Source organism: Streptomyces sp. CB02058, assembly GCF_001905505.1.
In the GTDB taxonomy this organism is placed as follows: Bacteria; Actinomycetota; Actinomycetes; order Streptomycetales; family Streptomycetaceae; genus Streptomyces.
In genome coordinates this window covers 442,374-455,988 of record NZ_LIPG01000005.1, presented here as the reverse complement: position 1 = coordinate 455,988, position 13,615 = coordinate 442,374, and the positions used below count along the sequence as shown (strand labels likewise).

Genomic DNA, 13,615 nt, shown 5'->3' with positions numbered 1-13,615 from the left:
AGGCCCCCTACGGCTTACTGCTTACCGCACTGCAGGGCCAGCTTCTTCTCTTCCTCCGAGAGGCTGGGGCCGGGAGTGGGAGTCGCGTTCGTCTTGGTCCCCTCGGCGGGGGACTTGGCGGAAGTGCTGTCGGCCTTCTCGTCCTGGTCCTTGGCGGCGTTGGTGTCCGCCTCGGCCGCGCGGCGCTGCGCGTCCTTCTTGCAGGCGGAGGCCTGTGCCTCGAGCTCGTCGATCTTCTTGCGCGCCTCGGTGATGTTGCCCTCGGCGATGGTCGCCTCGACCTTCCCGCGCTGGTAAGACGGGAGGTACTTGAGTTCGATCTCGGTGTTCTCCTCGACCTTCGAGAGAGACACCCAGGCGAGGTCCTGGCTGATGCCGCGGAACAGCGCGACCTTGTCGTCCTTCGCGCCCACGTAGAACTGCGTCTGGGTCCAGCGGTAGCCGCCGTAGACGCCGCCGCCGATCACGGCGAGCGCCAGCACGATGTAGAACGAACGCTTCACCCACCTGCGTCCCTTGCGCGGCTTCACGAAGTCGTCGTCGGTGTACGAGTTGAAGGCGCCGTCCGGACCCGAGCCGTAGCCCATGTCGTCGCCGCTGCCGGGAGGGCCGAAGCCTCCGGCCGGGGGCGGCACGGGACGGCCGAGTCCGGCCGCGCGTCCCGCGGGTGTCTCCATGGCCCGGCCGTCGTTCGCCTGGGCGGCCTGGTTCTCGGCGACCGCGCCGACGATGACCGGGGTGTCGTTGAGCTGCCCGGCCAGGGTGTCGTTGCTGTCGACGTCCAGGACGTCGGCGACGATGCAGGTGATGTTGTCGGGACCGCCGCCGCGCAGGGCGAGCTGGATGAGATCCTGGATGGTCTCCTGCGGGCCCTGGTAGCTGGCCAGGGTCTCTTCCATGGTCTGGTGCGAGACGACGCCGGAGAGGCCGTCGGAGCAGATCAGATACCGGTCGCCGGCGCGGACCTCGCGGATGGAGAGGTCGGGCTCGACGTGGTCACCACTGCCCAGGGCCCGCATCAGCAGGGAGCGCTGCGGGTGGGTGGTGGCCTCTTCCTCGGTGATCCTGCCCTCGTCCACGAGGCGCTGGACCCAGGTGTGGTCCTGGGTGATCTGCGTCAGGACGCCGTCACGCAGGAGGTAGGCCCGGGAGTCGCCGACGTGTACGAGGCCGAGGCGCTGACCGGTCCAGAGCAGAGCGGTGAGCGTCGTGCCCATGCCCTCCAGCTGGGGGTCCTCCTCGACCATGACGCGCAGCTGGTCGTTGGCCCGCTGGACCGCGGTGCCGAGCGAGGTGAGGATGTCCGAGCCCGGGACGTCGTCGTCGAGCTGGACGAGGGTGGAGATCACCTCGGAGCTGGCGACCTCTCCGGCCGCCTGGCCGCCCATGCCGTCGGCGATGGCGAGAAGGCGGGGGCCGGCGTAACCGGAGTCCTCATTGCCTTCCCGGATCATGCCCTTGTGCGATCCGGCGGCGAAGCGCAGGGACAAGCTCATGCGCACCTCACCCGTCGGTTCGGGGTACAGCCGGTCTCGAGCCACACTGCCCACCCTCCGGTCGGGAGCCCGGCAGGGTCCTTCGTCAGGACCGCCGCGGCTCGCTCGCTCCGCTCGCTCATTGTCGTACTACTTCCGCAGCTCGATGACGGTCTTGCCGATGCGGATCGGCGCGCCCAGCGGAACAGGTGTCGGGGTGGTGAGCCGGGTCCGGTCGAGATAGGTGCCGTTGGTGGACCCGAGATCCTCGACGATCCACTGGCCGTCACGGTCCGGGTAGATCCTGGCATGCCTGCTGGAGGCGTAGTCGTCATCCAGCACGATCGTTGAATCGTGCGCCCGGCCCAGGGTGATGGTCTGGCCCTGGAGCGTGACGGTGGTGCCGGTGAGCGAGCCCTCGGAGACGACCAGCTTGGTGGGTGCTCCGCGGCGCTGGCGCCCGGACTGCTGGCGCTGCTGAGGCGGCGCCGCCTGCTGTTGGCGACCTTGCTGCGGGCGGGCGTCACCGGCAGTGCGGCGTGAGCCGCGCTGCGTGACGCGCGTACCGAACAGGTCGCTGCGAATGACCTGGACGGCCACGATTACGAATAGCCACAGAACAGCCAGGAAACCTAGCCGCATGACCGTCAGGGTCAGCTCTGACATTGCCCCCGCTTCACCCTTCGGCTTGCCGGTAAACGATGGTGGTGCTGCCCACGACGATCCGCGAGCCGTCGCGGAGCGTAGCGCGGGTGGTGTGCTGCCCGTCCACCACGATGCCGTTGGTGGACCCGAGATCCTGGATCGTCGAGGGCGTTCCGGTCCGGATCTCACAGTGCCGGCGCGAGACGCCGGGGTCGTCGATCCGCACGTCGGCGTCGGTGCTTCGTCCCATCACCAACGTCGGGCGGGAGATCTGATGGCGGGTGCCGTTGATCTCGATCCAGCGCCGTACCTGGGCGTCCGGCATGGCGCCGGAGGCGGCGGGCTGGCGCCAGTCGCTGGAAGGTCCTCCCGGACGCCCCGAGCCGGGCGGCGGAGCCGCGGGCATGGGCGGAGCGGAGGACGGCGGGTAGCCGTAACCGCCCTGTCCCTGCGGGGCGGGCCGGTTCGGCTGGGCGTGGGGAGCAGGGCCGCCCTGCGGGCCCTGCTGCTGTGACGAACTCGACGCCAAGGTCCGGCTGCGTACGCGGTAGAGACCCGTGTCGAGGTCGTCGGCCTTCTCCAGGTGGACCTTGATCGGCCCCATGAAGGTGTACCGCTGCTGCTTGGCGTAGTCGCGCACGAGACCGGCCAGCTCGTCACCGAGCTGTCCGGAGTACGGGCTGAGGCGCTCGTAGTCGGGGGTGCTGAGTTCGACGATGAAGTCGTTCGGCACCACGGTCCGCTCGCGGTTCCAGATCGTCGCGTTGTTGTCGCACTCGCGCTGGAGGGCGCCCGCGATCTCGACCGGCTGCACCTCGGACTTGAAGACTTTGGCGAAGGTGCCGTTGACCAGACCTTCGAGACGCTGCTCGAAACGCTTCATGACTCCCATGGGGCACCTCCTCCGGTGTCGTCATCCCTGTACTGCTTACTGATCGTATCCACGCGTCGGGAAATCGGCTGGTTCCCCTTGTCTGCACTGTGGATGAGTGTCACCCCTCACACGGATCGTAGAGGTGGCCTCCTGACAGTGTCCCGCACTCCGGGTGCACTCAGGAGGAGTGGGGCCGGGCTTCCCGCGTTCCCGGTTCCCCTCGTGGGTCCCGCGAAACAACGGATGTGAATCCACCCTGTCCAGCGTGCTAATCTTCCGGATGTCGCCAGGCGCTCGCACCACACGGTGAGAGAGTCTGAAAACACCACTCATGCGCGAGTGGCGGAACGGCAGACGCGCTGGCTTCAGGTGCCAGTGTCCTTAGGGACGTGGGGGTTCAAATCCCCCCTCGCGCACAACAGGCAGTCGCTTGCGATTGTCGGGTTGGTTCGACAGAACCCCCGCACCGGAGAGATCCGGTGCGGGGGTTCTTCGTTGTGCGGGCCCGATGGTCCTGTGAGTGGCTGTGAATCTCGGGAGGCCGTCCCGCCGCTGCTGGGCGAGGGTGGCTTCTGTTTCACGTGAAACGTCGGATGCGTACCAATCAGGGTGTTTGGTGACCGGGCGCCTTGTGGGGCGCCCGGCGGGACATCCGGGTGCGTGTCTCCGGCCTTCAGGCCGCGAAGCGGGCCGCCAGGGCCTTGGCCTTCTCTGTGGCGTCGGTGAACGCCTGGGCGCGGGACGCGTCGGCGAGCGGGATGAGTTCGGCCATCGAGGGCTGTGAATGGGCCAGCGTCAGCTCCGGGACGATGAAATCGACCTCCGCGCCCAGCATGCCCGTGAGCACCTTCTCCAGGTAGTTCTGGACGAACTCGAAGTCCTCCCGGGGGGTTCCGGGGGCGTACGAACCGCCTCGGCTCGCCACGATCGTGACGGGCTTGCCGGCGACAGGGCCGTCGGGGCCGGAGTTGTGGCCGACGATGATCACCTGGTCCAGCCAGGCCTTGAGGGTGGACGGGATCGAGAAGTTGTACATCGGTGCGCCGATGAGCACGGCGTCCGCGTCGGCCAGCTCGGCGGCCAGCTCCCCGCGCAGTGCGTCCTCGGCGCCGGCGGCCGCGGATGAGGCGTTCAGGTGGGGAAGGGGTTCCGCGGCGAGGTCGCGGTACACGACACGGCCCTCAGGGTGCTGCTCGCGCCAGGCCGTGACGAACGCTGCGGTGACATCGCGGGACGTGGAGCCCTGGGGAAAGACGGCGGAGTCGAGGTGGAGGAGCGTGGTCATGGGGGTCTCCGGGGGGCTCGGGCGGGCAGATCTGCGCGTATGTCATGGGGAGGTGACGTGCACGGCAGGACCAGCCCTGAATTTCAGTACGTACCTATTATTAACACAGTCCCTTACTTTTAATAAGTCCCGCACGGTGGCGCAGTACTCTGGGGGCATGGCGGAACACAGCGAGCAGTCCTGTCGGCAGGTCGATGTGGGGATCACCCGCGTCTTCGAGCTGTTCGGGAAGCGCTGGACCGGTCCGATCGTCTCGGTGCTGATGCGGCAGCCCGTGCACTTCGCGGAACTGCGCCGAGCGGTTCCGGGTATCAGCGAGCGCATGCTCTCGGACCGGCTCACCGAGCTGGGGGCGGCAGGTCTCGTGGTGCGCGAGGTGGACGAAGGGCCCCCGCTGCGGGTTTCCTACCGCCTCACGGAGGCCGGTACCGCCATGGGGCCCGCGCTGGACGAGCTGGGTAAGTGGGCGAACGTGTATCTCGGGGAGTCCGGGGGCTGCTGACCGCAGCCGGCCCGCGGTCGCGCGGGCGGGTGTCTAGCGGGCGGTGGTGTCCTCGCCCGTCGAGTTGTAGCGCAGCAGGTACTCCGCGAACTGCGCGAGGTCGTCCGACGACCATGCGCCGAGGCGGTCCCGATAGGCGGCCCGGCGGCTGGCGTGGGTCGAGGCGAGAGCCTCGGTCCCGGCGGCCGTGGGGTGCAGCACCTGGATGCGCTGGTCGTCCGGGTCCGGGTGGCGTTCGACCAGGCCGAGCTTCTCCAGGGCGGCCACCTGCCGGCTGACCGTGGACTTGTCCAGCATGTAGTGCGCCGCCAGATCGGTCGCGCGGCATCCGTGCTGGTGTTCGATGTGGGCGAGCAGCGTGTACGAGACCAGCGGCAGATCCGGGTGGAGCCGCGCCGCTGCGGCGCGAGCGCGGCGTGCGAAGGCCGTCAGCTCGCGCTGGATGACATCCAGCGATTCCTCGCGCTCCTGGGGGGCGTCTGCCATGTGAATCACCTTCCCGGACTTTAGTTGTATGCTACAACAAGTGTAGGAGTTGTAAAAGCCAACCATTGGAGGAGTCGTCGAAATGTCCGCAGGACCGAGTGCCGCCTCCGGCTCGACCGCCGGTGCGCTGCGTCATGTTCTCAGTCACCTCGTCACGCCGCTGCTGATGTGCATCGGCATGGGGCTCGCCTACCTGGGGGCCTTCCACGCCCCGGAGCCGCACGAACTGAGGGTGGACGTGGTCGGCTCGGGGGCGAGTGCCCAGGTGCTCGCGCAGACCTTGCAGGACAAGGGCGACGGTGGGTTGAGCGTGCGTACCGTGGCCGACCGTGCCGGTGCGGTGGACCACCTGAGGACGCAGCAGAGTTACGGCGCCTACGTGCCGGGCGGCAGCCCCGAGCTGATCGTGGCGGGCGCGTCGTCGGACACCACGGCCACCGTGGTCCAGAAGGTGTTCACCGAGGTCGCGGCCGGACAGGGAGAGCCTCTCCGGGTCACGGACGTCGCGCCCACGGCGGACGGCGATCCGACGGGGCAGGGCATCTTCTTCCTGCTGGTGGCGGTCAGCATCGGTTCGTACGCCTCGGTCGCCGTGATCGGCGGCGCGGGCGCGGTGCTGGCTCTGCGGATCAGGGCGGCTCTGGCCCTCGGCACCTCGCTCGTGGTGAGCCTGATCGGTGTGGCCTTCGCGGGGCCGGTGTTCGGCCTGGTGGACCACGGACTCGGCGGGCTCTGGGCGATGGCATGGCTGTACTCGGCGGGAATCCTGCTCATCGGCGTCGGGCTGCACACCTTCCTCAAGCGGTGGACGACGCTCGGAGTGATGTTCCTCTTCGTGATGCTCAACTTCACGAGTTCCGGCGGCATCTTCCGGCCCGAGCTCCAGCCCGGCTTCTTCGGGTCGCTGCACGCCTTCTGGAACGGTGCGGGCTTCGTCGAAGGAGTGCGCAGCCACGTGTACTTCGGCGGCTACGCGCTGGGCGGCCATGTGCTGGTGCTGGCCCTGTGGTTCGTGGCCGGACTGGTCGTCGTGGGGGTGGCGGGCCTGGCCGAGGCGAGGAGGCGCCGCGAGGCCGCTGCGCGGGCGCACGCGGTGGAGGCCGCCGCCCGGTCGGCCGCCGGCGCCGAGGAGGAGATGGAGGAAGCGGTCGGGGTGTGACGGGCGCACGGACAGCCCTGGCTGTGGGGCGTGGTCCCGCGGTGTGGCCGGCCCGGGTGGTGCGGGCCGGCCTGAGGGCTCTGCTGGTTCAGAGGTTGTCCACAGGCCGACCGCCGGAGTTGTCCACAGGGGCAGACGGCTCTGGCGGGACAGTTGTACGGTCGTCCGCAGTTGATGTTGGTCGGACGGAACGGCCGGCACGAGGGCGGGGGAGGCGACGCTCCATGGGCGAAGTCGAGGCGACGGTGCCGGCGCAGCGGACGGCGGGAGACGGGCGCATTCCGGTGGTTCCCGGCTTCGCGCCCCGCGTTCCGGCGGGGGTGCGGACGCTCGGGCCCGCTGCGGTGTCTCCGAAGGAGGCCGGTAAGGCGTTGAGGCTCAAGGTCCCCAGGTCCTCGCACAGTTCACTCGCCCTGCCCGCGGACAGGCCGGACGCGGTGCGGGCGGTGGAGGAGTCGAACCGGGGCCGGGTCCCGGGCCTGACGCCCATAAGGGTGGGGCGGATGGCCGCGACGCCCTTCGCCTTTCTGCGCGGTTCGGCCGGACTCATGGCACATGACCTGACGGGCACGCCGGTCACCGGCATAGGCGCCCAGCTCTGCGGCGACGCGCACGCGGCCAATTTCGGTCTGTACGGCGATGCGCGCGGCAGCCTGGTCATCGATCTCAACGACTTCGACGAGACCGTCTTCGGCCCCTGGGAGTGGGATCTGAAGCGGCTCGCCACCTCGTTGGTCCTCGCGGGACGCGTCGCGGGAGCGGACGAGGACACCTGCCGGCAGGGCGCGTACGACACGGTCGGCGCGTATCGGCGCACGATGCGTCTGCTGGCCGGTCTGCCCGCACTCGACGCGTGGAACGCCATCGCCGACGAGGAGCTCGTCTCCCACACGGATGCGCGGGACCTGCTGGGGACGCTGGAGCGGGTCTCCGCCAAGGCACGCAACAACACGAGCGCCCGTTTCGCCGCCAGGTCCACCGAGGACTGCGAGGACGGTGGCCGCCGCTTCGTCGACGCACCGCCCGTGCTGCGCAGGGTGCCGGACGCGGAGGCCGCGGCGGTCGCGGCCGGGCTCGAGGGGTACCTCGGGACGGTCTCGGAGGACAGGGTCCCGCTGCTTGCCCGCTACGCGATACACGATGTGGCGTTCCGGGTGGTCGGCACGGGCAGCGTGGGGACCCGGTCGTACGTGGTGCTGCTGCTCGACCATCGCGGTGAGCCGCTGGTCCTCCAGGTGAAGGAGGCCCGCCCCTCCGCGCTGGCCCCGTATCTCCCGCAGGCGGGCTTCGAGGTGCCCGACGTGGTGCACGAAGGGCGCAGGGTGGTGCTCGGGCAGAAGCGGATGCAGGTCGTCAGCGACATACTGCTCGGCTGGGCCGAGGTCGACGGCAGGCCGTACCAGGTGCGCCAGTTCAGGAACCGCAAGGGCAGCGTGGATCCGGCCGCCCTCGCCGCGGACCAGGTGGACGACTACGGGCGGATGACCGGCGCGCTGCTGGCCAGGGCCCACGCGCACAGTGCCGACCCCAGGCTGCTCGCCGGCTACTGCGGGAAGAACACCGAGCTGGACGCGGCGGTGGCCGATTTCGCCGTGACGTACGCGGACAGGACGGAAGCGGACCACGCCGAGCTCCTCAAGGCGGTCCGGGCCGGGCGAATAGCCGCCGAGCTCGGAGTCTGAGCGGGTCTTGGGGGCACCGTGTGTCTTCATGCCTCTGGGCATGGCCATACGCTGGACGGGTGACCCACGAAGCCGCCGGGGTGCCGACCACCCGGAACGACGAAGACCGGCAGGACCAGGACCGGCAGGAAGAGCCGCAGCACGCCCGGGAGACGTCCCGGGACGACCTGCGGACGGCTCCGGACGATGTGCCGCAGCCCGGCGCCGTCACGGGCGATGCCAGCCCCGCCGTCGGTGGCGCGGAGGGCGGTACTTCCGGTGACACGACTTCCAGTGACACGCCTGGTGGTGCGGCGGCGGGTGAGTCCGCCAAGCCCAGGCCCGAGGAGCGGCTCGCGAAGGCCGTGCGGGTGGCCGAGCAGGCGCTGATCGAATTCGAGATCGCGGTGGAGACCTTCCGGGTCGAGGTGGAGAACTTCTCCCGGCTGCACCACCAGAAGCTCGGCCCGATGTACGCGCGACTCGACGAGCTGGATGCCCAGATCGCGGAGGCACGGGCCGCGAAGACCGGCGATCCGGAGGATCTGCGCAAGGCGCAGGAGGCGCGGGCGATCGTCATGCCGATGCCCGGCGTCGACGAGCTCTTCCACGACTGGATGGACTCCGACGGGCTCTCGCCGGAGGCCTCGGCGATGCTCACCGAGCAGCCTGTCCGGCCGCCGAAGAGGGTCAGGCCGAGCGAGGAGGCGCGCAAGCTCTACCGGGAGCTGGCCCGCCAGGCACATCCGGATCTCGCGCCGGACGAGAAGGAGCGGACCCGCCGGGACGAGTTCATCGCCCGTGTGAACGCCGCCTACGGACGTGGCGACGTGGCGCTGCTCAAGGAGCTGGCTGCCGAGTGGGCCGCGGGCCCGGTGGCGCCGGAACTACGGCTGAGCGAGAGCGACGAGCTCTACGCACGGCTGGAGTGGCTGAGCCGTCGCAAGGAACTGCTCACCGTCCTGGCGCAGGAGCTGGAGGAGAGCGCGATCGGCTCGATGCTGAGGATGGCGCCGGACGACCCCGACCGGCTGCTCGACGACATCGGCGAGAAGCTTCTGGCCGATGTGGCCCAGCGTGAGAACGAGCTGGCGAGCCTGGTGCAGTAGCGTTTCGGAAGACCCTTGGCGCGTACGTACGAGAGAAGGCATGACCCATGAATTTCGCTCCGCTGCCCTCGGTGGACGTCGCGGCGGTTCCGTCCGACGGTTTCGTGCTGGACGTCCGGGAGGCCGACGAGTGGGCGGCCGGTCACGTCGAGGGCGCGCTGCACATTCCCATGAGCGACTTCGTGAGCCGCTTCGGTGAGCTGACCGAGGCGGCCGACGACGGGCGGCGTGTGCATGTGATGTGCCGGGTCGGGGGCCGGTCTGCCCAGGTCACGCAGTACCTCGTGCAGCACGGCATTGACGCCGTGAACATCGACGGCGGCATGCTCGCCTGGGACGGCGCCGGACGCCCGATGGTCACGGACAGCGGGAGCTCGGCCTTCGTCCTCTGACGGACCGATCCGCCCGGCAGCCGCGCACCCGTTACTTCTGCCTGTCTGCCTGTCTGCCTGTCTGCCTGGCACCTGCGCCCATTGCCTCGGCCTGGCGTCCGCGCCCCTGGCTGGGCGGGGCACTCGCCGCCCCCGGCTTCGGCTTCGGCCTGAGCACCCGCGCCCTGGGAAACCGGCACGGATGCTCAGGCCTGCTTCCTCTCCGGTTTCTCCGGCCTGCTCCGAGGGCCCCGCACTTCCGGATTCAGGCCGGGTTTCCTCATCCAGGCTGCTCCCGGGCAACACGGCTCCCGGCACCTGGCTCCCGGCGTTCCGCGATCCTGCGGGGGCGATCCGTCGGCCGCTGCCGGTGTGCGCGGAGGGGCGCAGCCCGACGTGGAGTACCCGCGTGCCCGGGAGGGTCCGGGGGGAATGTCGGTGCGTGTCTCAGCGGTCGAAGTCGATCTCCACTTCGGGAGTGACCGGATGCGACTGGCAGGCGAGCACGAAGCCGGCCCCGGTCTCCTCCGGTTCCAGAGCGAAGTTGCGGTCCATACGCACCTCGCCGGAAACCAGGAACGCCCGGCAGGTCCCGCACACTCCCCCCTTGCAGGCGTAGGGAGCGTCCGAGCGGCTCCGCAGCACCGTGTCCAGCAGTGATTCACCGCCCTGGACCGGCCAGCTGCCCGACCGGCCGTCCAGGGTCGCCGTGAGCGTGCTTTCCGCCGGCTCCTCCACCCGGGCGGCCGTGGTCCGGGCCGTCCCCTCGTCGGCGACGTGGAAGATCTCCTGGTGGATGCGCGAGCGGTCGGCGCCGAGTGCGCGCAGCGCGCCTTCGGCTCCCTCGACCAGGCCGAGCGGCCCGCACAGGAACCAGCCGTCCACGTCGGACACCGGCAGCAGCGCGGGCAGCAGTCCGGTGAGCCGCTCACGGTCCAGCCGGCCGGAGGGAAGCCCGGCCGCCTGCTCCTCCCGGGACAGCGCGGTCACCAGCTGGAAGCGGTCCGGATAGCGGTCCTTGAGCTCGGCCACCTCGTCGAGGAACATCGTCGACGCCGCCGTACGGTCGCTGCGGATCAGGCAGAAGCGCGCCCCCGGCTGCCGTGCCAGAAGTGTCGAGGCGATCGACAGCACCGGTGTGATGCCGCTGCCGCCGACGATCGCCGCGAAGTGTCCTGGGCGCGGGTCGAGGATGAAACGCCCCATCGGGGGCATCGCCTCCACCTGGTCACCGACGGCCAGCTCCTTGAGCGCAAAGGTGGAGAACGCGCCCCCGTCGACCCTGCGGATGCCCACCCGGAGCGTGGGCTCGGCCGGCTCCTCGGTGGCCGGTGCGCAGATCGAGTACGACCGGCGGATCTCCTCGCCGTCGATCCAGTAGCGCACATTCAGGTGCTGGCCGGGCCTGTGGCGGAAGGTCTCGCGCAGCTCGGCCGGCACGGCGAAGGTGACGGCCACCGCGTCGTCCGTGATCCGTTCGATCGCGCTGACCCGGAGCGGATGGAACATCTACAACTCCTTGAAGTGGTCGAACGGTTCGCGGCACGCCACGCATCGGCGCAGCGCCTTGCACGCCGTGGAGGAGAACCGGCTCAGCAACTCCGTGTCCGTGGAGCCGCAGTGCGGGCAGCGCACCGACAGGATCAGCGGCACCGGCCCGCCCGCCACTCGGCCGGGCCGTGGCGGCGCTATGCCGAACTCCGCGAGTTTGCGGCGGCCTTCGTCACTGATGTCGTCCGTCGACCAGGCCGGGGCGAGCACCGTGACCACGGAGACCTCCGCGACGCCGTGGTCGTGCAGGACACGCTGGATGTCGGTGGACATGGTCTCGATGGCAGGACAGCCGGTGTAGGTCGGGGTGAGCCGCACGGTGACCTTGTCCGGCCCGTCCGCCCGCACACCGCGGAGCACGCCGAGCTCCTCCAGGGTGAGCACCGGGAGTTCGGGATCGGGCACGGAGCCCGCCAGCCGGTGGAGTTCCGCTTCGAGAGGGGTCTCGGTCACCATGACGCCCCCGGGTGGCTGCGGTGCAGGTGCTGCATCTCGGCGAGCATGCGGCCGAACGGCTCCGTGTGCACGCCCTGCCTGCCTGCTCCAGCCGTCCAGGCACCTGACTGCGGGCCCGACGGAAGGGTGAGGGTGGCGCGCTCCACCACGGAGGCCACCGCGGTCAGCCAGCTGTCGCGCAGAGACTGCTGATCGACGTCGAGGCCTTCGACGGGCTCGGACAGCTCGCCGGTGAACCGCCACAGAGCGTCCAGCGCCCGCTGCATGCGCTCGTGGCTCTCCGCGGTACCGTCGCCGAGGCGCAGGACCCACTGCTCCGCGTGGTCGCGGTGGTAGGCGACTTCCTTGACGGCCTTCGCCGCGAGGTCCGCGAACTCGCTCTCACCGGCGGCCAGCTGCTCGTACAGCAGGTGCTGGTGCACGGAGAAGTAGAGCTGGCGGGCGATGGTGTGGGCGAAGTCGCCGTTCGGCTGCTCCACCAGCTGGACGTTGCGGAAGGCGCGCTCCTCGCGGAGGTAGGCCAGCTGGTCCTCGTCGCCCACGAACGAGAGCAGCATCCGGGCCTGCCCCAGCAGGTCCAGGGCGATGTTCGCCAGTGCCACCTCCTCCTCCAGGACGGGGGCGTGGCCGGCCCACTCCCCCAGACGGTGCGAGAGCACCAGGGCGTCGTCACCGAGGGCGAGGGCCGCGGTCACAGGTGCTTCACCCCTTCCGGGATCTCGTAGAACGTGGGATGGCGGTAGGGCTTGTCCCCGGCGGGCTCGAAGAACGAGTCCTTCTCGTCCGGTGAGGAGGCAGTGATCTCCGTCGAGGGGACCACCCAGATGGAGACGCCTTCGGAGCGTCGTGTGTACAGATCGCGTGCGTTGCGCAGGGCCATCTCGGCGTCCGGCGCGTGCAGGCTGCCCGCGTGGGTGTGGGACAGTCCGCGCCGTGACCGCACGAACACCTCCCACAGAGGCCAGTCGGTCGAGCTGCTCATGCGGTGGCCTCCACTGGCTGGGCGGTCGTTCCGGCTGTTCCGGTCCGTGCCGCGTGCTTGTCCGCGTACGCGGCTGCCGCCTCGCGGACCCAGGCGCCCTCCTCGTGGGCCGTGCGCCGCTGGTCGAGCCGCTGTTCGTTGCAGGGGCCGTTGCCCTTGAGGACCTCCTGGAACTCCGTCCAGTCGATCGCCCCGTAGTCGTGCTGCCCCAGCTCCTCGTTCCACCGGATGTCGGGGTCGGGAAGGGTGAGTCCGAGGGCCTCCGCCTGCGGAACACAGATGTCGACGAAGCGCCGGCGCAGCTCGTCGTTGGAGTGCCGCTTGATCTTCCAGGCCATCGACTGCGCCGAATGGGCCGAGGCGTCGTCGGGCGGGCCGAACATCATCAGGGAGGGCCACCACCAGCGGTTCACCGCGTCCTGCGCCATCTCGTTCTGGGCGGGCGTGCCCCGGCTGAGGGCGAGCAGCAGCTCATATCCCTGGCGCTGGTGGAAGGACTCCTCCTTGCAGATACGGACCATCGCCCGGGCGTACGGGCCGTAGGAGCAGCGGCAGAGCGGCACCTGGTTGGTGATCGCGGCGCCGTCCACCAGCCAGCCGATCGCGCCGACGTCCGCCCAGGTCAGGGTCGGGTAGTTGAAGATCGAGGAATAGCGCTGCCGGCCCGCGTGCAGTTTGTCGAGCATCTCCTCGCGGCTGGTCCCCAGCGTCTCCGCCGCGCTGTACAGATACAGCCCGTGTCCCGCCTCGTCCTGGACCTTCGCCATCAGGATCGCCTTGCGGCGCAGCGAGGGTGCCCGTGTGATCCAGTTGGCTTCGGGCTGCATGCCGATGATCTCGGAATGGGCGTGCTGGGCCATCTGGCGGATCAGCGTGGCCCGGTACGCGTCGGGCATCCAGTCCCGGGGCTCGATCCGGTCGTCGGCCGCCACCGCGGCGTCGAAGGCCGCCGTACGCGCCGCGTCCACCGAATCCGCCGTGCCTGCCGTCCTCTGCGTCGTCTGGTCCGCAGTCACTGCCGCCATCCCGGGCTCCCTACCGACCGATCGTTCGGTTCCT

The 13,615-nt window shown here is 69.9% G+C and carries 15 protein-coding genes and 1 tRNA gene; 6 read left to right on the top strand and 10 right to left on the bottom strand.

What is annotated here, in order from left to right; translation table 11 throughout:
• Window positions 1-14: 14 nt before the first annotated feature.
• The 3 genes from AMK10_RS26925 to AMK10_RS26915 form a co-directional block, all read right to left on the bottom strand.
• Window positions 15-1,496 carry a Stp1/IreP family PP2C-type Ser/Thr phosphatase gene (locus tag AMK10_RS26925; RefSeq protein ID WP_073750632.1) on the bottom strand — a complete coding sequence of 494 codons (1,482 nt, stop codon included), beginning with the start codon at window positions 1,494-1,496 and terminating at the stop codon, window positions 15-17.
• Window positions 1,497-1,625: 129 nt separating this feature from the next.
• A complete protein-coding gene (locus AMK10_RS26920) occupies window positions 1,626-2,141 on the bottom strand; it encodes an FHA domain-containing protein FhaB/FipA (RefSeq protein WP_073750630.1) in 516 nt (171 codons plus the stop codon).
• A gap of 10 nt (window positions 2,142-2,151) precedes the next feature.
• The gene (locus AMK10_RS26915) at window positions 2,152-3,012 is read right to left on the bottom strand and encodes an FhaA domain-containing protein (protein WP_073750628.1); all 861 of its coding nucleotides are present in this window, start codon (window positions 3,010-3,012) and stop codon (window positions 2,152-2,154) included.
• Window positions 3,013-3,327: 315 nt separating this feature from the next.
• Here AMK10_RS26915 and AMK10_RS26910 point away from each other — a divergent pair.
• A tRNA-Leu gene (locus AMK10_RS26910) sits at window positions 3,328-3,410 on the top strand.
• 257 nt (window positions 3,411-3,667) lie between these two features.
• Here AMK10_RS26910 and AMK10_RS26905 read toward each other — a convergent pair.
• Window positions 3,668-4,279: an FMN-dependent NADH-azoreductase gene (locus tag AMK10_RS26905; RefSeq protein WP_073750626.1), complete on the bottom strand. Its 612-nt coding sequence runs from the start codon at window positions 4,277-4,279 to the stop codon at window positions 3,668-3,670.
• A 157-nt stretch (window positions 4,280-4,436) separates the two neighbouring features.
• Here AMK10_RS26905 and AMK10_RS26900 point away from each other — a divergent pair, with 157 nt between their 5' ends.
• Window positions 4,437-4,781, top strand: a complete 345-nt coding sequence (locus tag AMK10_RS26900) for a winged helix-turn-helix transcriptional regulator (protein WP_073750624.1) — start codon at window positions 4,437-4,439, stop codon at window positions 4,779-4,781.
• A gap of 33 nt (window positions 4,782-4,814) precedes the next feature.
• Here AMK10_RS26900 and AMK10_RS26895 read toward each other — a convergent pair whose 3' ends face one another.
• Window positions 4,815-5,267 (bottom strand): MarR family winged helix-turn-helix transcriptional regulator, encoded by a 453-nt coding sequence (locus AMK10_RS26895; RefSeq protein ID WP_073750622.1) that lies wholly within the window; start codon window positions 5,265-5,267, stop codon window positions 4,815-4,817.
• An 82-nt stretch (window positions 5,268-5,349) separates the two neighbouring features.
• Between AMK10_RS26895 and AMK10_RS26890 the strand changes: the two genes are divergently transcribed.
• The 4 genes from AMK10_RS26890 to AMK10_RS26875 all read left to right on the top strand — a co-directional run bounded on the left by AMK10_RS26890 (window position 5,350) and on the right by AMK10_RS26875 (window position 9,588).
• The gene (locus tag AMK10_RS26890) at window positions 5,350-6,426 is read left to right on the top strand and encodes a hypothetical protein (protein WP_073750620.1); all 1,077 of its coding nucleotides are present in this window, start codon (window positions 5,350-5,352) and stop codon (window positions 6,424-6,426) included.
• A 224-nt stretch (window positions 6,427-6,650) separates the two neighbouring features.
• A complete protein-coding gene (locus tag AMK10_RS26885) occupies window positions 6,651-8,108 on the top strand; it encodes a DUF2252 domain-containing protein (RefSeq protein WP_073750619.1) in 1,458 nt (485 codons plus the stop codon).
• Window positions 8,109-8,167: 59 nt separating this feature from the next.
• The gene (locus AMK10_RS26880) at window positions 8,168-9,196 is read left to right on the top strand and encodes a J domain-containing protein (RefSeq protein WP_073750617.1); all 1,029 of its coding nucleotides are present in this window, start codon (window positions 8,168-8,170) and stop codon (window positions 9,194-9,196) included.
• Between the two features lie 47 nt (window positions 9,197-9,243).
• Window positions 9,244-9,588, top strand: coding sequence for a rhodanese-like domain-containing protein (locus AMK10_RS26875; RefSeq protein WP_073750615.1), 345 nt, complete (start codon window positions 9,244-9,246; stop codon window positions 9,586-9,588).
• 426 nt (window positions 9,589-10,014) lie between these two features.
• On the opposite strand, the gene AMK10_RS26870 is transcribed toward AMK10_RS26875, so the two are convergent.
• Genes AMK10_RS26870 through paaA form a run of 5 tightly spaced genes read right to left on the bottom strand, consistent with a single transcriptional unit; the run spans window position 10,015 to window position 13,581 of the window.
• Window positions 10,015-11,076 carry a 2Fe-2S iron-sulfur cluster-binding protein gene (locus AMK10_RS26870; protein WP_073750613.1) on the bottom strand — a complete coding sequence of 354 codons (1,062 nt, stop codon included), beginning with the start codon at window positions 11,074-11,076 and terminating at the stop codon, window positions 10,015-10,017.
• Window positions 11,077-11,574 carry a 1,2-phenylacetyl-CoA epoxidase subunit PaaD gene (gene paaD, locus AMK10_RS26865; protein ID WP_073750611.1) on the bottom strand — a complete coding sequence of 166 codons (498 nt, stop codon included), beginning with the start codon at window positions 11,572-11,574 and terminating at the stop codon, window positions 11,077-11,079.
• A complete protein-coding gene (gene paaC / locus AMK10_RS26860) occupies window positions 11,568-12,269 on the bottom strand; it encodes a 1,2-phenylacetyl-CoA epoxidase subunit PaaC (protein ID WP_073750609.1) in 702 nt (233 codons plus the stop codon). The genes paaD and paaC overlap by 7 nt, the downstream gene beginning before the upstream one ends.
• Window positions 12,266-12,556, bottom strand: coding sequence for a 1,2-phenylacetyl-CoA epoxidase subunit PaaB (gene paaB, locus AMK10_RS26855; protein WP_030972485.1), 291 nt, complete (start codon window positions 12,554-12,556; stop codon window positions 12,266-12,268). Before paaB ends, paaC begins: the two co-directional genes overlap by 4 nt.
• Entirely contained in the window at window positions 12,553-13,581 is a 1,029-nt protein-coding gene (paaA, locus tag AMK10_RS26850; RefSeq protein ID WP_073750607.1) for a 1,2-phenylacetyl-CoA epoxidase subunit PaaA, read from the bottom strand. Before paaA ends, paaB begins: the two co-directional genes overlap by 4 nt.
• Window positions 13,582-13,615: the final 34 nt, after the last annotated feature.